The following is a 17268-nucleotide window of genomic DNA, read 5'->3' as shown; positions in this document are numbered from 1 at the left end:
TTATCGGCGGTAAAAATTCTAATATTGTAATCAGCAGCCTGACAATTTGGAGCGCGAAGACATGAGCGATTTTTTTCACGACAAATTGATTGGCGCTTGCAGGTGTTGTGAAACCAAATTCTCCCCCTACATTGAAATAACGCCACTGTAGGATTCAGCTTGTATTTGGATCGGGTCTGTATCCTACAGGTCTTGATGGTCAGATTTGGGGATGAGGGTAGTACAAGAAAATGGCGAAAACAGGAATGGCGATGACAAGGAGTAGTTCCGTGCAGCCTCAGGCAATAGCAGTTTCAAGAGAACAAAACCGACAGGCCACTATGTGGCGCGTGCTTTGGCTGGGTATGCTCAGCCTGGTGTTGGTCATGGCGCAGATGCTTTCTGCGCAGGCCCGCCCGGAAAGCCTGGCCCCCCTGGCGGATGAGGTCAGCCCGGCGGTGGTGAATATCACCACCACCACAGTAATCGAAGGTCGTACAGGTCCCCAGGGCATTGTGCCCGAAGGTTCACCCTTTGAGGATTTTTTCCGCGAATTTCAGGATCGCAACGGTGGCAACAATGGCGGTAACGGCAATCGCCCGCAGCGCTCCTCGGCGCTTGGGTCGGGCTTTGTCATCTCGGAAGATGGCTATATCGTTACCAACAACCACGTGATTGCGGATGCCGATGAGATCGAGATCGAATTCTTCCCCGGCGATGGCCAGCCCAAGGAGCTGTTGCCCGCCAAGGTGATTGGCACCGATCCCAATACCGATATCGCCCTGCTTAAGGTCGAAGCTCCAGCGCCGCTGAAGTTTGTGAGCTTTGGCGACAGCGATACCGCCCGCGTTGGCGATTGGGTTGTGGCCATGGGCAACCCGCTGGGCCAGGGCTTTTCGCTCTCTGCGGGGATCGTCTCTGCCCGTAACCGCGAGCTTTCGGGATCTTATGACGACTACATCCAGACCGATGCGGCGATCAACCGAGGCAACTCTGGTGGTCCCTTGTTCAACATGGCCGGCGAAGTGGTTGGGGTGAATACCGCAATCCTGTCTCCCAATGGCGGCTCCATTGGCATCGGCTTTTCCATGGCGTCCAATGTGGTGAGCAAGGTTGTGGTGCAGCTGAAAGAATTCGGGGAGACCCGTCGCGGCTGGCTGGGTGTGCGCATTCAGGATGTGACTGACGATGTGGCCGAAGCCATGGGCCTGGACAAAGCCAAGGGCGCACTAGTGACGGATGTGCCCGATGGCCCCTCCAAAGAGGCAGGCCTGCAGGCGGGGGATGTGATCCTCAGCTTTGACGGGGCAGTGGTCGAAAACACTCGCAGCCTGGTGCGTACCGTTGGCAATACCGAAGTTGGCAAGACGGTTCGGGTGGTTGTCTATCGTGAAGGCAAAACCGAGACCCTGAAAGTGACTCTTGGCCGTCGCGAAGATGCCGAACGCCAGGCGAACAGCACCACAGGTGACAACAGTGAGCCACCAAACGTCACCGAGAAAGAGCTGCTTGGTCTGTCTGTTGGGCTCTTGACCGACCAGATTCGCGGCGAATTGAACCTGCCTGCTGGCACCGATGGGCTTGTCATTCTGTCCGTCAACGAAGTGTCCGAGGCCTGGGAAAAGGGCCTGCGCGCGGGGGATGTCATCACCGAAGCAGGTCAGCAGAAGGTCGCGACCATCAGCGAATTGGAATCCCGCATCTCCGAGGCCAAAGAGGCCGGGCGCAAGTCGCTCCTGCTTTTGGTGCGCCGCAATGGCGACCCGCGGTTTGTCGCTTTGAACTTGCTGAAGTAGCACTCCCCATTAGTGCATGAGTAAACAAAAGGCCGGGGGATCCCCGGCCTTTTTTGCGTGCGGGCTGTGGCGGCGAACAGAGCGTGGCGGCAAAAAGGGAAAGAGCCATATGCTGGCGGGCATATGGCTCTTTTATGGAACAGGCAGCCATCGGGATGGAATGATAATGCTGCCATGTGGCGACCATCGCAGCACCTGTGTCGGGGGTCTGTGAACCAGTTCACAGGAGCGCAAAAGAACCGAATTTTTGGGAAGTTGGACCTGTTTTTCCCCTTGTCGGCCAGCCAGTTTGCGAATTCGGCCCCTGTGATGCAGGAAAAAATGACGAGAGTTAACATATTCTTGGCCTCTTTGCGTGCACACTCCGGGCAGATGTTACTCACTCTCACAACCAAAATGGCCACCTGATGATGATAAAACGAACCATTGTAAGTGCTGTCTTTGCGTTTGCGGCCGGCATAGTGTCCGCCGCAGATTTCCCCAAGGGCGATTCCGCATCGGCAAGGGTATTTATGGAACTGCACAGCATTCAGCGTCTTTCGGGGGTGTTGACTCCCCTGCTGACGGTGCCAGGTGGTGCTTTTCGCATTGTTGAGGGGGATTTGCTGGCACTCGGCAATCTGCGCATTCGTCTGGTCGGCATTGAAGCGCCAGAAGTTGCCCAACTGTGCAATTCTGCGCAGGGCGATTCCTGGGAATGCGCGGCAGAGGCTGAGGACCGTATCCGGGACGTGCTGCGCGCCGCCCAGCGTATTGAGTGCTTTAGCAATGATCGCGACAGCTACGGTCACTACCTGGCCTCCTGCAAGGCAGACGGGCTGGACGTAGGGGGGCTATTGGTGGCCGAAGGCCTGGTCTGGCCTGACCAAGAGCAGGGGTATTACCAACCTGAAGCTGCCCAGGCGCAGGCCGCCAGCCGCGGGATTTGGCAGGCAGAGACGCCTTCGCCTTCTGACTGGCGCAGGCAACATGACTAGGAAGGTAACAGGACCAGACTGTGCGCCTGGATAGGCTGTGCGACTGGACAGCTGCAGGGGGATAGCCCACTGGGGCTGTCCGCGGGGCTGTCTGCAAAACCTATTGCAGTGTTAGATTGATTCCGGTTCGGCCAGCAGCCCCAGGGCGCTGCGGTCCAGAATTTGCAAGCCGCCACGGCTGATTTCAATCAACTGGCTGCGTTTCCAATTCGACAGGGTCTTTGACACGGCTTCGCGGGTCGCACCAACATATTCTGCCAGTTCGGTCTGCGACAGGGCCAGTCGGCCATTGCCAGTGTCCGGTACCAGATAGAGCAGCTTCCGTGCCAGGCGGACCGGCATCGGCAGGAATACCTGCTCGTTCAGCTGCATATTCATCCATCTCATGCGTTGTCCAGCCAGCCGCAGCAGGTCCCCGGCCAGTTCCGGATGTTGCTGGATCTGGTTCAGAATATCCCGGTTGCGCAGGCGCAGTAAACGGCTTGGCTCTGCCGCGGTCACCGTGGCGGTGCGCGGACCGGGGTCGAACAAAACGATCTCGCCAAAGACGGCACCGGGGCGCATCAGATCAAGCGAGAGTTTCCGACCCGAGGCCGAGAGGATGGAGAATTCAAGAGAGCCCTGGGTGATGGCGTAAAAGGCGTCACCGGTATCGCCCTGTTCAAACAGAACCTCCCCGTTAGAGAGACGCAGTTCGCTGGCCTGGCTTTCCAGCATTTCCCGCAGCGGGGCCGATGCGGCAGACAAAAATCCAGTCTTTGGCAGGCGGTCGTTTCGCATGATCTCTCTGGTCTCCGTCGTTTTGTGCCAGGTGAGGGCGCAGGGCAGGGGGCGCCCAGCGGCTCGATGCAGCCCTTTTTTGGCGGTTCTAGCAGAGCAGAGCAGTTTGGGGAACTCCGGGCTGAACTTTGCTTCTGCTGCATTGCGCGTAGCGCTCACCGTTTCGCCGTTCTGAAAGGTCAGGGGGGCAGCGCTAGTGGGCGATGGCGATCAGTCCCAACTGTCGGGCGGTGTCCAGCGATAGGGTGCTGCTATCCAGTCCCGTTTCCTTTTGGTAGCGGCGGATGGCCAGTCTGGTTGCGCGATTGATCTGCCCGGTTGTTGCACCACGGTAATAGCCCCGCGCCGCAAGGGCGCGTTGCAGCGAGGCGGTGAATTCCGGTGTCAGTTGCTCCGGGCAGGGGGTTTCGAGCCAGGTGTCACGCCGGGGTTGGACGATATCCTGGCGGGTAACGGTGCGAAACACCGCCGGTTGGATAATTTGGCCCGTTGCATCTGCCACAGCGGCGGTGACAAGAACCTGATCGGTAACGGTTTGAATGACCGCAGGGCTGGTGTTGCGGTGCCAACAGGTGCCGGGCGGTGCACCAGGCGGAGCCTCTGGAGCATTGGTGCCAGTGCCGACTGCCGGTTCCAAGGGCATGCAGGCGCCCAGGCCAATGGTCAACACAAGCGACAGGCGCGCAACAATGGGTGCGGAGGGTTTGGTCATGCCTGGCTGGTGCTCGATTTCTTTTGGCGATCCTTTGGGCCGTCCTTTTGCACGGCCGTTTGGCGACAGACTAGACCAGATCCTGAGCGGGCGCAAAGGCAGGATCACCCTCGAGGCTTTTCTGATGTTTAATAAGATCTGGCGGGGCGCACCCCTTGAGGGAGCCCCTGGATGCGGTGCTCCTTGCCAGTGATGTGCAGCAAGGGGGTGCCCCCCTGGCTGAGGTTTGCGCTTGGGAGCGCGGGGGCAAGGTGTGGTGTTGGTCGCTGAAAAGCCTTGGATTTGATCAGCAGGCGCGGGACAAAAGCGGGATGTCTCGAACGAATCGCGAACATTTGCCGTGACGGGTCACCCCTGTTCGCGATCTGTGCAAATTGGGCTGGTGCAGGCGCAGGGGCTTGGCTACATATTCAGCTAAGTACTGAGAAGGGGAAGAGCAAACGATGGCAAAGATTACCTATGTCGAACACAACGGCACCGAGCATGTTGTGGAAGTAGCCAATGGCCTGACCGTGATGGAAGGCGCCCGTGACAACAATGTTCCGGGGATTGAAGCAGATTGTGGCGGCGCCTGCGCCTGCTCCACCTGCCATGTCTATATTCACCCGGATTGGGTGGAAAAGCTTCCGGCGAAGGATGACATGGAAGAAGATATGTTGGATTTTGCCTTTGAACCGGATTCGGCGCGCTCGCGTTTGACCTGTCAGGTCAAAGTGACAGATGCGCTGGACGGCCTGATTGTCCAGATGCCTGAAAAACAGATCTGATGATCCCGCGGACCATGGCGCGGCGTCTGATGTCGCGCCTTTGGTTCGGGACCATCTGCCGCGCGTGGCAAGGGGCGCTGTTGTGGCCAGTGATCGTTCTTGGCCCACCTTTCGCGGCCGAAGGAATGGTGCCGAATGACATTGGCCATAGGCCGCCGCCGCCGGTGTGGCCCGCTGAAGTGCTGCAAGCGACATTCATCACGCCAACCACCCGCTATGGCCACGGGGTTTTAGGGGATGCGGTGGAGTGGTCTGGTCTGAGTATTTCCTTTGCCGGGCCAGGGCAGCCCCCCTGGACAATCGAGATAGAGCTTCCTGCCGATCACGTCTTTGAGGACTTGCAGCCGCGGCTGGTTGACCTCAATCTGGATGGGCGTCCTGATGCGGCAATGGTGGTTGAGACCGACATAGCGTTGGGGGCAGCGCTGGCTCTGTATGGGGGCCAGGGCAAGATTGCCGAGACACCTCATATTGGCCGGGCCAATCGCTGGCTGGCGCCAGTCGCTGCGGGCGACCTTGACGGTGACGGACGGGTTGAACTGGCCTACGTGGACCGGCCGCATCTGGCAAAAACCCTGCGCATCTGGCGGTTTGAGGCGGGAACTCTCACCCCGGTTGCTGCGCAGGCGGGCTTGACCAACCATCGTATTGGTGACGATTTTATCACTTCAGGCCTGCGGACCTGCGCGAACGGTCCTGAGCTGATCCTCGTTGATGCCGGTTGGAACAGGTTGATCGCCGCGCGGCTGGAGGCGGGCAAGATCAGCCGCCGCGACATTGGCCCCTTTGTTGGACAGTCCAGCCTAGAGGCCGCGCTGGACTGCCATTAAGTTTCACCTCTTGCTAGCGATGCGATAGCTGCAACCGCGCCGCGCGTAAGCGCGGCGCTGGGCCCAAGGGTGTGGCATTCTTTGAATGCCTAAGCGCGCGGGAGCCCCCCTTTTTTGCTCAATAACGACCAGGCAGCTATCTATCAGAGAGGTCTGACCTATAGGCCTGCATTCAAGGCAGAAAGGCGCAGTGTGAGAGGAACAATGCAGCGCCTTACGACGGGGCGTTGCGCACAACATGGTCACCGCCAATGTCGCCCAGTGAAGAAAATAGGCTGGCGGTGTTGTTCACCCCCATCTTTTTGAGCAACCGGGCGCGATGCACTTCAACCGTGCGGTAGCTGAGGTTCAAGGTGCGGGCAATTTCCTTGCTGGTCTGTCCCTCGCCCAGCAGCGAATAAACTTCGCGTTCGCGCCGGGTCAGTGGCAGATACGGGCGCTGGGTTGAGAGATCGGCGAAGCTCCAGACCGCACGCCCAAGCGGGGTGTCGGGGGTAAAGGTATGGCCGCGCACCCTGACCCAGAACAGCTCTCCTGTTTTGCGCCGCATGACCCGTTCATCCCAATAGGGATTGCCCTGGCTCAGGATCTTGTCGCCGCGGGTTTCTAGGTTCTGAAATTCTTCTTCAGAAGGGTAGAGAAAGGCAAAAAGCTGATCCACGAGCTCTGCATGGGTGTAGCGAAACATCTGGCAAAAGCGCTGATTGCATTCGCGCAGAACCCGGTTTTCCGTGACCACAATGCCAACAGGTGCAAATTCAAAGGCCAGCTTGGCCAGATCTCCTGCGCCGAAAAGCTGGTCTAGCGTGTCCGAACAGGGCTGTTGTTCCATCGTGCCTCCAAGATCTTGCAAGGACTGTAGCTCTGGAGGCGCTGCATGAAAACAGCTTTGACGCTGATAGGTCTCTAGAAAGCACAGGTGTTACGGCGCGTTAGCTGAGATAGAAGCCCTGCGGTTGCAGCGCTGGTGGCGCTTTGATGTCCAGATGAGGCGCCAGAGAGATCTCCACAGTGCGGCAGATCGCATCCAGCGGCAGGCCATTGACCGTCTCGCCAAAGGGATGGGCCAGCTCTTCGGTGACCTCTGCCAGGCCAAAAAACACATAGGCAATGATGGCGACAAAGATCGGGGTGATCCAGGCGGCATCTTCCAACAGGGCAAAGGGGATGAGCAGGCAATAGAGATAGGTGGTGCGAAAAACCAAGAGCGAATAGACATAGGGCAGCGGGGTGGCGGCAATGCGTTCGCAGCCGGCCTGAGCAAGTGTAATTGAGGCCAGCCGCTCTGACAGGGCCTTGCGGGCAAAGCCATCAGGGGCGGCTTCGGCCACCGCGACATTCGCCGCGTTGAGCGCCGCACAGGGGGGATGATCTGCCTGGCTGAAATCCTCTCCGGACCAGGCCTGTGTGCTGTCGCGCGCTTTAAGCCTGCGCAGATTGATCCGGTGCAGATGCAAAAAGTCCAGCGCCAGTTTTAGAACCTGCTGGCGGGGGGCGTCCTCCGGCAAAAACACCCTGCAGTCACGGGCCAGGGCGCGCATATCCGCGACCAGCTGTCCCCAGAGCCTGCGCCCCTCCCACCAACGTTCATAGGCGGCATTGTTGCGAAAGCCGAGAAACAGCGAGAGCGCGATGCCAAAGACCGCAAAGGGTGCTGCATCAAGATGGGGCAGCGAGGTGACCCAGCCGTCAATCAACACGACGATCAGGGCCAGTAGGGAAACAGCAAGGATCCGTGGCAGAATACGGGGCAAAACCGAGCCCTTGGTGGCAAATAGCAGCTCAAAGAGGCCGGTTTTTTCGCGAATAATCATGGCAGGCCCATTCTGAAAAGAGGAGTTCAGCGCAGTTAAGCCCTAAGCAAAGCTGCCCGCACCTCGTAAAGGCGTCCAAAAATATCCCATTCCCGTCAGCCACTTGCCAAATGGAGGCCAAAGTTGCCGAAAGGGGGCGAAAGTTGCCGATTGCGGGCCAAAGTCCCCCGAACACACAGTTTCGGGAAACACAGAACCGGGTTTGACGCAGCAAGAAATAGCGCAGCTGGGGCGGAAAGGCGAAAGGCCCGGGAGACCCGGGCCTTTGGAGGGCAGTTTCTTGCGGTCGCCCCCTTAGTCGAGCGCGCGCCAGCCGATATCGCGGCGCAAAAAGCCCTCGGACCAGTCAATCTGATCTGCCATGGCATAGGCGCGGTCGCGGGCTTCTTTCAGGCTATTGCCCCGTGCGGTCACATTGAGAACGCGTCCCCCTGTGGCAACAATGGTGCCATCCTTTGCGGCAGTGCCCGCATGAAAAACCATATTGGAGCTGTCTTCAGGCAGAGCATCCAAGCCTTTGATCACGGTACCCTTTTCATAGGAACCTGGGTAGCCATTGGCCGCCATGACCACGGTGATGGCATGGTCATCGCCCCAGTTGACCCGAGCCTCGGCGAGGCGACCTTCGGCGGCGGCCTGCATCAGGTCCAGCGCCTGGGCCCCCAGGCGCATCATCAACACCTGACATTCAGGATCGCCAAAGCGCACGTTGTATTCCACCAGACGGGGCTGCCCGTCCTTGATCATCAAACCAGCATAGAGCACGCCCTGATAGGGCATGCCGCGTTCTGCCATTACCTTCATGGTGGGTTTGACAATCTCTTCCATCGCTTTGGCTTCGATTTCGGGGGTCAATACTGGCGCCGGGGAATAGGCCCCCATGCCACCGGTATTGGGGCCGGTATCGCCTTCGCCGACGCGTTTGTGATCCTGGGCGGAGCCAATCGACAGCACTTCTTCCCCGTCGACCAACACAAACAAGGAGGCCTCTTCGCCCTCCATGAACTCCTCGATCACCACTTCGGCGCCAGCGCCACCAAAGGCGCCGCCAAACATATCGTCAATCGCCGCCAGGGCTTCCTCTTCGGTCATGGCGATGATCACGCCCTTGCCCGCAGCCAAGCCATCCGCCTTGACCACGGTCGGCGCGCCGTGCTGGCGAATATGGGCCTTGGCCGCCTCGGCCTCGGTGAAGTGGCCATAGCCAGCAGTTGGGGCCTGTGCCGCATCGCAGACCTCTTTGGTAAAGCTTTTGGAGGCCTCAAGCCGCGCGGCTGCTTCGGAGGGACCAAAGACCAGGACGCCGGCGTCGCGCAGCCGATCCGCCACGCCTGAGGCCAGTGGTGCTTCGGGGCCGATGATGACAAAGCCAATGGCGTTTTGTTCGACAAAGATGGTGACCGCAGCCCCGTCCATGATGTCGAGACTGGCGCATTCGGCGATCTGGGCGATGCCGGCGTTGCCGGGCGCAACGATCAGCTTGTCACATTTTGGGTTCTGCATCACCGCCCAGGCCAGGGCATGTTCGCGCCCGCCACTGCCAAGGATAAGAATATTCATCGTGTCGTCTCCGATCTGATGATCCCGCCTACCGTAGAGGACAAGATCAGCTGTACCCGTGGACCCCAAAGCCATTTGTCGGGGCTTGCCTTGCTTGCGGCGGGTTCTATGCTGCGCGAGCCCGCAAAACAAGAACCTGCGCTCAATGCAGGCTCAGAACACCAACTTTGCCGCAGGAGCTCTGCTGACGTGTCCGACCTATTTGATGATCCTACACCCGGCCAAACACCCGGCCAAACACCAGGCCAGAACGCGCCGGAATTCAGCGTTTCCGAAATCTCGGGTGAGGTAAAGCGCACGCTGGAAGGCACCTTTGGCCGCATTCGTGTGCGTGGTGAGGTGGGGCGTGTGTTCAAGGCACGTTCGGGCCACCTGTATTATGACATCAAAGATGACCGGTCAGTTCTGGCCTGCACCACCTGGAAGGGGCAGATCTCCAACCTGTCGGTGGTGCCGGAAGAGGGGCTGGAGGTGGTGGTCACCGGACGCCTCACCGCCTTTGGCGCGCAGTCAAAATACAACATGAACGTCGACGAGGTGGCCGTTGCCGGGCAGGGTGCCCTGATGGCGCTGCTGGAAAAGCGCAAGAAGCAGCTCGAATCTGAGGGGCTGTTTGCGCCGGAGCGCAAGAAACCACTGCCCTATCTGCCACATATCATCGGCGTGGTGACCTCGCCCTCGGGGGCGGTGATCCGCGATATTCTGCATCGTCTGCGCGAGCGTTTCCCGCGCAAGGTGCTGGTCTGGCCGGTGGCGGTGCAGGGGGCCAATTGCGCGCCAGAGGTGGCGCGTGCCATCGAAGGGTTTAACAAGATGACACCGGGGGGTGCCTTGCCGCGCCCGGATCTGATCATTGTCGCCCGTGGCGGCGGCGCGATTGAGGATCTCTGGGGGTTCAACGAAGAAGTGGTGGCCCGCGCCGCTGCGGCTTCGGATATTCCGCTGATTTCGGCGGTGGGCCATGAAACAGATACCACCTTGATCGACTTTGTGTCGGATCGTCGTGCCCCCACCCCGACAGCGGCGGCAGAGCTGGCGGTGCCGGTGCGGCTGGAGCTGATGGCTTGGGTTGAGGACCAAGGCGCGCGATTGTTGCGGGGTACCGGCCAGGCAGTGCAGCAGCGTCGCCAGCGGCTGAATGATCTGTCCCGCGCCATGCCGCGCCCCGACAGCCTGCTGGAAACCCCACGTCAGCGCCTGGACCAGGCCAGCTATAATCTGCCGCGCGCCCTGATGTCGGCGGTGCACCAGCGGCAGTTGGGGCTGGGGAGAGCCTCTGCCGGGCTGCGGCCTGCCACCCTGCGCAGCCTGGTGCAAAGACGGCGCGGCCAGTTTGAAACGGCGATTGCCAAATTGTCTCCTTATCCAATTGCGCGAGAAATAGCGCGGCAAAAGACCGATCTGGAAAAGCTCAACGCCCGCATGGAAGCAGCGCAAAGCGTGCGCATTGCCCGGCACCGCCAACAGCTGGAGGCTGCGGGGCGTCAGCTGGATATTCTCAGCTACAAGGCAACATTGTCGCGTGGCTATGCGGTTGTGCGCAGCGGCGCAGAGGTTGTCACCACCCGGGCGCAGGCTGCTGCGGCACCCGCGCTCAGCATTGAGTTCTCAGACGGGGTGCTGGATCTGGAGGCAACAGAGACGGTCGCAAAATAACAACAAGAGAGCTTTGCGGCGTTAAACCCCGACCTCGGGTCCAAGGCAAAGCATTTCCTCATTGATGTCACCGGATTCATAGAGTTCGGTGGCTTGCGGGTCGTTTTGGAACTGGGCGTTCAACCCATCGGGGGTCAGTGAAAAGCTCCAGCACTGTGGCGTGTTGTTGTCCTCATAGACAAAACAGATCTGCCCAGCGTCTTCGTACCAGATCCCGGTTTGACAATAGCCATCCAGGAACGACCAAAGCACACGCCGACCAGGCAGATACCGTTCCGCCCCGTAGGCTGTGCCGGCAAAGCCGTAAAACAGGGTTTTTCCTTTGGTATAGCGGTCAAATTCCTCAGCACCCATGGGATCCGAGGCGCGGCTGGAGAGCGGCAATAGGGCAAGTGCGGTAAAAAGAATCAAAAACTGTCGCATGTCTGGGACTGTGACAGAGCGCTACCAATAGGCAAAGACCTTCGGACCCGGTTTCACCTGCTGCTGCCTTTTGCCTCTCCTCGGGTCACCTTTGACTGGGCCGGACAATAGGGGCAAGCATGGGTCGGCAGCCGTCCTAGAGTGGCAGCTCAGACAGGGGTTTGGACAGGGGAGCGGCAGATGATAGGTACAGGCATTTTGGAGGTCGCAGCGCTGGGCGCGGCCCTGGGCTATCTTGGGTTTACCGTCCGCGCGCCAAGTGTTTTGCGCAGTGTGCTCAAAACCTTTTCAGTGGCAGCCCTGGCGATTGCTGCCCTGGGTCAAGGCGCGCCACTCTGGTTGATTTTGGGATTGGCGCTCTGTGCCTTGGGCGATTACTTCCTGTCTCGAGAGGGTGAAAAAGCCTTTATGGGCGGGGTCGGCGCCTTTGCCCTTGGACACCTGGCCTATGTAGTTTTGTTCCTGGGGCACCCCAGCAGTGACCTGGGCCAGATCTGGGTGATGCCCGGCCTGGGGCTCACGGGGGCCATTTTTGCGCTGGGCCTGGTGATGATGCCTATCCTAGCTCCCAGGGCGGGGGATCTGAAGCTCCCGGTTCTGCTGTATGTACCGATCATTCTGTCCATGGGGCTTGCCGCACTCACCCTGACTGGTCCTGCGCTGGTCTGGGTGGTGCCTGCCGCCCTGGCCTTTATGGCCTCTGATGTGATCCTGGCCTTTGAAACCTTTGTCCTGCCGACAAACCACCCCCTGCGCCGATACGCTCCCTATCTGGTCTGGCCGCTCTATTGGGGTGCTCAGGCGGGGTTTTATCTGTCTTTTTCCTGACTGTGGTGCTGCATCCGCTTTGCAACCGGGTGCAATCCGCATTAGGTGAGGGGGAAACCCTTTTGCGGAGGCCCTGATGGCGTTTTTCTCAAAGCTCAAGGAGCGCTTGTTCAAATCCTCGTCAAAACTGGACGAGGGGCTGGAAGCCATTGTCGAGGAGGGCAGCCCGACCGAGGCCTCTTCGCTGCCCACCGCCGAAGCACCCCCTGTGACGGATGCAGCGCCCGCTATGCCTGCTGCGCCTGCGCAAGACATCGAAACAGCAGAAAAGCCCGCTGGCCTTCTGGGGCGCCTTGTTGGACGGGGCAGCGGCAGTGAGCAGCGCCGAACCCTGGACGACGACATGCTGGAACAGCTCGAAGAGTTGTTGATCGCTGCCGACATGGGGGTGGACACGGCGCTGCGGGTGACTGCCAATATGGCCGAAGGTCGTTTGGGCAAGAAGCTCTCGGCGCGCGAAATCAAGGAGCTGCTGGCTGCCGAAGTTGCTAGGGTGATGGAACAGGTGGCCAAACCGATGCCGATCTATGCCCATCGCCCCCAGGTGGTGCTGGTGGTCGGGGTCAATGGCTCTGGTAAAACCACCACGATTGGCAAACTGGCCAGCCAGTTCAAAGCTGCGGGAAAAAACGTGGTAATCGCCGCTGGGGATACCTTCCGTGCTGCGGCTGTTGAACAGCTGCAGGTCTGGGGCGAGCGTGCCGGGGTGCCGGTTTTGACCGCCCCCGAAGGCTCCGATCCCGCCAGCCTTGCCTATGACGCCATGACCCAGGCCCAGGCAGACGGCGCAGATCTGCTGCTGATCGACACCGCCGGGCGGCTGCAGAACCGGGCCGACCTGATGGAGGAACTCTCCAAGATCATTCGGGTCATCCGCAAAAAGGACGAGACCGCGCCGCATAATACTCTGCTGGTGCTGGACGCCACGACCGGTCAGAACGCGCTCAATCAGGTTGAGATCTTTCAGAAACTGGCGGATGTCTCGGGGCTGGTGATGACCAAACTGGATGGCACCGCCAAAGGCGGCGTGCTGGTGGCGCTGGCTGATAAATTTGCCCTGCCCATTCACGCCATCGGCGTGGGCGAACAGATCGACGACCTTGCGCCCTTTGATCCGGAAGAGTTCGCCGCTGCCCTGACTGGTCTGGACCAATCCTGACAGAATTCCCCGCCGCCGTTCATTTGGCAGCAAATTTTCTCTGGGGGTTTGGGGGCGTCCCTCCCAACTCTGCCCCTGCAAAACAGATTGAGCTGCCCAAATGAGCGAATGGTTAATTTCCCTGGAAGGCACAGAAGCCGGGCACCAAGCTGCGCTGGGCCTGGCTTTGATGGCGGCCTTCCTGCATGCGGTTTTTGGCGCGTTGCAAAAGGGGCGGCACGACCCCTGGCTGTCACGCGGCGCCATTGATGCCTCCTATGGGTTGATGGCCGCGCCTTTTGCGCTTTTTGTGGTGCCCTGGCCCGAACCCCATATGTGGCCGATCTTCGCCGTGGTCTGGGTGATTCACGTGGCTTACAAGGTCTTGCAGGCGCTGGCCTATACCAAAGGCAGCTATACGGTGGTCTACCCCGTGGTGCGCGGCACCGGGCCACTGTTCACGGTGATCGGCTCTTACTATCTGTTTGGAGAGGTCTTCACGCTGGTGCAATGGGCCGGGGTCGGGGTCTTGCTGTTGGGCATCTTTGGTCTTGCCGCCTATAATTACCGCTACCTGGAAACCCACCGCGAGACCCTGGGACTGGCGATGTTTCTGGCGCTGATCACCGGGCTGTTTGTGGCGCTTTATACCACCTATGACGCCTATGGTATCCGTGCCACCGCTGATCCTTTTACCTTTCTCGCCTGGTTTTTCATGATCGACGGTCTGGCCATGCCGCCCTATGCCTATATGCGCTGGCGCCGCATGGCCGAAAAACCTGAGCTGACGCCTTTGGTCATCAAAGGCATCTTTGGCGGATTTGTGGCCTTTGCCTCCTTTGGCGCGGTGATGCTGGCCACCCGGCTGGACAAGGTCGGTGAGGCCGCAGTTCTGCGCGAGACCTCCACCGTTTTTGCCGCCCTCATCGGCTGGCTGGTGCTGAAAGAAACCGTTGGTCCCCGCCGCATTGCCTTGATGGCTTTGATCGCGCTGGGCGCCGTGATAGTGGAGATGGGCGGCTGACAGCAGCCTGCCAAAAGGCCCTTAGCGGCAAAGAGCTACAGGAGATTCCATGACGCGCGACACAAGTGCAGCCAAGAAGATCAATCCAACCCTCAAAATGGTGTTGGAGCTTGGCCCTGTTGTTTTGTTTTTCATCGGCTACATCAAACTGCGCGAAGAGGTGTTTTTGATCGCAGGCCAAGAATATAAAGGCTTTATCATCATTACTGCGGCCTTCATCCCGTTGATGGTGCTGTCGACGCTGGCGTTGTGGAAACTCACCGGCCACCTGTCAAAGATGCAGCTGGCCACACTGGTGCTGGTGGTTTTTATGGGGGGGCTGTCGGTCTGGCTCAATGATGAGCGGTTTTTCAAGATGAAGCCGACGCTGATTTACCTGCTGTTTGGCGGGGCTCTGGGGATAGGGCTGCTGCGCGGCCAAAGTTATCTCAAGTTGGTGATGGAAGAGCTGATGCCGCTGGAGCATGAGGGCTGGATGATCCTTACCCGACGTATCTGTCTGTTTTTCCTCGCACTGGCAGTGGCGAACGAAGTGATCTGGCGCAGCTTCAGCACTGACACCTGGGTCTATTTCAAAACCTTTGGCCTGCCGGTGGCGATGTTTGCATTTTTTATGTTCCAGGGGCAGGTGTTCCAGAAACACGGGATACCGGACGAAGACGAGGTCTGATCAGCAGGGCCTGAGCACTGGTACAGGCGGGGCTATTGTCCCGCCCTGTCTTTGCCAAAAATCACCTGTTGTGCACGGCTGTCAGAGCGATCGCCGCGCCGCGCGGCCTCCAGACTTCGTCCGGCAACAACACCGGGGCGCGCCCAAAGCTGGTCCAGCCAGCGCGCCATATGCGGTTTGTCCTCCAGCGATTGTTCCTGACCTTCCCACAAGGAGGCCCAAGGCCAGATCGCCATATCGGCAATGGTAAAGCTGTCGCCAGCCACATATTGGTTTTGCGCCAACTGCCGGTCCAGTACCCCGTAAAGCCGGGCAACCTCGGCGCGGTAGCGGTCTTTGGCGTAGGGAATAGGATCGGGTGCATATTTCAGGAAATGATGCGCCTGACCGGCCATCGGCCCCAGCCCACCCATCTGCCACATCAGCCACTGTTCCACCACCAGACGCTGGCGTTCGCCTTCGCCGTAGAACTGCCCGGTTTTGCGCGCCAGATATTGCAGGATTGCGCCGCTTTCAAACAGGGAAACGGGTTCGCCATCGGGGCCAGCCGGATCGGTAATGGCGGGCATGCGATTGTTGGGTGCGATCGCTAGAAAATCCGCTGCAAACTGATCCCCAGCGGAAATATCAACCAGATTGACCTCATAAGGCAGGGCCATTTCTTCCAGCGCGATGGCGATTTTCCAGCCGTTTGGCGTCGGCCAGTAATGTAACGCGATTGGGTCCTGCATGCTTTGCCCTTTGTTTGATCTGAGTATGAAGCCTCTGGCCGATAACAGCATGGCGACCCTATGCAAGCAAGCCTGGCTGCAAAGGCGACAGGTCACAGCCGTGTGATTGCGTGCTCAGGGCGCGCAAAATTCTTGACCGAGCGTCGCAACAGGCGTATCGGGTTTTGCATTACCACCGTGGCGATTTGTAACCGGATTGCGGGCCACGCTAAATATTCCGCTAAAGAGGTCAGGATGTGAAGGACCCCCTTTCGCTTGGCCGGACGGGGGTTTTTTGTTGCGCGATCAGCGCGGAGGACTTGAGATGAGTGAGACTTGGAACAACCGCACCAAACTGGTGCATGGCGGTACCCGCCGCAGCCAATACAATGAAGTCAGCGAAGCGATCTTTCTGACCCAGGGTTTTGTCTATGACAGCGCTGAGCAGGCAGAGGCGCGGTTTTTGGAAACCGGCCCGGATGAGTTCATCTATGCGCGCTATGGCAATCCAACCGTTGCGATGTTCGAAGAGCGTATTGCGCTGTTGGAGGGGGCCGAGGATGCCTTTGCCACCGCTTCTGGCATGGCGGCTGTCAGCGGTGCGCTGACCTCGCTGCTCAAGGCGGGCGATCACGTGGTGTCTGCCAAGGCGCTGTTTGGGTCCTGTTTGTACATTCTGGAAAATGTCTTGTCCCGCTATGGGGTTGAGGTGACATTTGTGGACGGCACCGATTTGGATCAGTGGCGCGCGGCGCTGCGCCCGGACACCAAGGCGGTGTTCTTTGAAAGCATGTCGAACCCCACCTTGGAGGTCATCGACATTGCGGCGGTTTCGGCGCTCGCGCATGAGGTCGGCGCCACGGTGGTGGTGGACAATGTATTCTCGACCCCGGTGTTTTCCAAGGCCATCGCCCAGGGCGCCGATGTGGTTGTTTATTCAGCCACCAAACATATCGACGGCCAGGGCCGGGTGCTGGGCGGTGTGGTTCTGGGCAGCAAGGACTATATCCGCGGCACCTTGGAACCCTATATGAAACATACTGGCGGCTCGCTCAGTCCGTTTAATGCCTGGACCCTGCTCAAAGGTCTGGAAACCATTGACCTGCGGGTCCGGGCGCAGGCGCAAAGCGCGCTGTTGATTGCCCAGGCTTTTGCCGATCACGCGGCGCTGGAACGCACCATATACCCGGGGCTGGCGACTCATGCACAGCATGGGCTGGTGCAAAGCCAACTGGGCGGCAATGGCGGAACCGTGCTGTCGCTGGATATAAAAGGCGGCAAGGCGGCGGCGTTTCGTTTCCTCAATGCGCTGACAATCCCGGTGATTTCCAACAACCTTGGGGATGCCAAATCCATCGCCACCCACCCCGCGACCACCACCCACCAGCGGCTGCCAGATGATCAAAAGGCCGCCCTGGGAATTACCCCCGGTTTGGTGCGCTTTTCCGTGGGTCTGGAAGACAGCGCTGATTTGATCGCGGACCTGACCCAGGCGCTTGCGGCGGCACAGGGGTAGGGCTGGCCTGACCTTTTGGGCTCCCGGATTGGATGCTTTCGTCCGATCCGGGGACAAACCTGACGTATTTGAGTGATCCGTTTTGAGT

At 59.3% G+C, this 17268-nt stretch carries 17 protein-coding genes and 1 riboswitch; of the genes, 10 read left to right on the top strand and 7 right to left on the bottom strand.

Annotated features, from left to right (window positions below; genetic code table 11):
- Positions 1-320: 320 nt before the first annotated feature.
- Entirely contained in the window at positions 321-1775 is a 1455-nt protein-coding gene (locus tag JZI28_RS12860) for a Do family serine endopeptidase (RefSeq protein ID WP_375697848.1), read from the top strand.
- A gap of 512 nt (positions 1776-2287) precedes the next feature.
- Positions 2288-2752, top strand: a complete 465-nt coding sequence (locus JZI28_RS12855) for a thermonuclease family protein (protein ID WP_375697847.1) — start codon at positions 2288-2290, stop codon at positions 2750-2752.
- A 111-nt stretch (positions 2753-2863) separates the two neighbouring features.
- Here the strand turns inward: JZI28_RS12855 and JZI28_RS12850 are convergent, their stop codons facing one another.
- Both JZI28_RS12850 and JZI28_RS12845 read right to left on the bottom strand, forming a co-directional pair.
- Positions 2864-3532, bottom strand: coding sequence for a Crp/Fnr family transcriptional regulator (locus JZI28_RS12850; RefSeq protein ID WP_295450207.1), 669 nt, complete (start codon positions 3530-3532; stop codon positions 2864-2866).
- 193 nt (positions 3533-3725) lie between these two features.
- Positions 3726-4244: a peptidoglycan-binding protein gene (locus tag JZI28_RS12845; RefSeq protein ID WP_375697846.1), complete on the bottom strand. Its 519-nt coding sequence runs from the start codon at positions 4242-4244 to the stop codon at positions 3726-3728.
- Between the two features lie 443 nt (positions 4245-4687).
- Here JZI28_RS12845 and JZI28_RS12840 point away from each other — a divergent pair, with 443 nt between their 5' ends.
- Together JZI28_RS12840 and JZI28_RS12835 are read left to right on the top strand one after the other, a co-directional pair.
- Positions 4688-5011, top strand: coding sequence for a 2Fe-2S iron-sulfur cluster-binding protein (locus tag JZI28_RS12840; RefSeq protein WP_295450202.1), 324 nt, complete (start codon positions 4688-4690; stop codon positions 5009-5011).
- Entirely contained in the window at positions 5011-5841 is an 831-nt protein-coding gene (locus JZI28_RS12835) for an FG-GAP repeat domain-containing protein (protein WP_375697845.1), read from the top strand. The genes JZI28_RS12840 and JZI28_RS12835 overlap by 1 nt, the downstream gene beginning before the upstream one ends.
- A 214-nt stretch (positions 5842-6055) precedes the next feature.
- Here the strand turns inward: JZI28_RS12835 and JZI28_RS12830 are convergent, their stop codons facing one another.
- The 3 genes from JZI28_RS12830 to purD all read right to left on the bottom strand — a co-directional run bounded on the left by JZI28_RS12830 (position 6056) and on the right by purD (position 9215).
- Positions 6056-6673, bottom strand: a complete 618-nt coding sequence (locus tag JZI28_RS12830) for a LuxR C-terminal-related transcriptional regulator (protein ID WP_295450198.1) — start codon at positions 6671-6673, stop codon at positions 6056-6058.
- Between the two features lie 100 nt (positions 6674-6773).
- Positions 6774-7655 (bottom strand): bestrophin family protein, encoded by an 882-nt coding sequence (locus JZI28_RS12825; RefSeq protein WP_375697844.1) that lies wholly within the window; start codon positions 7653-7655, stop codon positions 6774-6776.
- A gap of 294 nt (positions 7656-7949) precedes the next feature.
- Positions 7950-9215: a phosphoribosylamine--glycine ligase gene (purD, locus tag JZI28_RS12820; protein WP_375697843.1), complete on the bottom strand. Its 1266-nt coding sequence runs from the start codon at positions 9213-9215 to the stop codon at positions 7950-7952.
- Between the two features lie 189 nt (positions 9216-9404).
- On the opposite strand from purD, the gene xseA reads away from it, so the two are divergent.
- Positions 9405-10871, top strand: a complete 1467-nt coding sequence (gene xseA, locus JZI28_RS12815) for an exodeoxyribonuclease VII large subunit (protein ID WP_375697842.1) — start codon at positions 9405-9407, stop codon at positions 10869-10871.
- 21 nt (positions 10872-10892) lie between these two features.
- Here the strand turns inward: xseA and JZI28_RS12810 are convergent, their stop codons facing one another.
- Positions 10893-11294, bottom strand: coding sequence for a hypothetical protein (locus JZI28_RS12810; protein WP_375697841.1), 402 nt, complete (start codon positions 11292-11294; stop codon positions 10893-10895).
- Between the two features lie 180 nt (positions 11295-11474).
- On the opposite strand from JZI28_RS12810, the gene JZI28_RS12805 reads away from it, so the two are divergent.
- From JZI28_RS12805 to JZI28_RS12790, 4 genes are all read left to right on the top strand, one after another.
- Complete coding sequence (locus JZI28_RS12805; RefSeq protein WP_375697840.1) at positions 11475-12122, top strand: lysoplasmalogenase family protein; 648 nt, start codon at positions 11475-11477, stop codon at positions 12120-12122.
- A 76-nt stretch (positions 12123-12198) separates the two neighbouring features.
- A complete protein-coding gene (gene ftsY, locus JZI28_RS12800; RefSeq protein WP_375697839.1) occupies positions 12199-13281 on the top strand; it encodes a signal recognition particle-docking protein FtsY in 1083 nt (360 codons plus the stop codon).
- Between the two features lie 100 nt (positions 13282-13381).
- Positions 13382-14284 (top strand): EamA family transporter, encoded by a 903-nt coding sequence (locus tag JZI28_RS12795; RefSeq protein WP_375697838.1) that lies wholly within the window; start codon positions 13382-13384, stop codon positions 14282-14284.
- A gap of 49 nt (positions 14285-14333) precedes the next feature.
- Positions 14334-14954, top strand: a complete 621-nt coding sequence (locus JZI28_RS12790) for an inner membrane-spanning protein YciB (RefSeq protein ID WP_295450175.1) — start codon at positions 14334-14336, stop codon at positions 14952-14954.
- A 32-nt stretch (positions 14955-14986) separates the two neighbouring features.
- Here JZI28_RS12790 and JZI28_RS12785 read toward each other — a convergent pair whose 3' ends face one another.
- A complete protein-coding gene (locus tag JZI28_RS12785; protein WP_375697837.1) occupies positions 14987-15685 on the bottom strand; it encodes a glutathione S-transferase N-terminal domain-containing protein in 699 nt (232 codons plus the stop codon).
- A gap of 167 nt (positions 15686-15852) precedes the next feature.
- Positions 15853-15930, top strand: a riboswitch (SAM riboswitch).
- Positions 15931-15989: 59 nt separating this feature from the next.
- Here JZI28_RS12785 and metZ point away from each other — a divergent pair.
- Positions 15990-17180 (top strand): O-succinylhomoserine sulfhydrylase, encoded by a 1191-nt coding sequence (gene metZ / locus JZI28_RS12780; RefSeq protein ID WP_349387455.1) that lies wholly within the window; start codon positions 15990-15992, stop codon positions 17178-17180.
- The last annotated feature ends 88 nt before the right edge of the window (positions 17181-17268 follow it).

The sequence above is a fragment of the Pseudophaeobacter sp. TrK17 genome (assembly GCF_042192375.1).
Lineage (GTDB): Bacteria > Pseudomonadota > Alphaproteobacteria > Rhodobacterales > Rhodobacteraceae > Pseudophaeobacter.
Note: the sequence above shows the minus strand (reverse complement) of the source record. Positions and strands in the feature narration are given on the sequence as shown.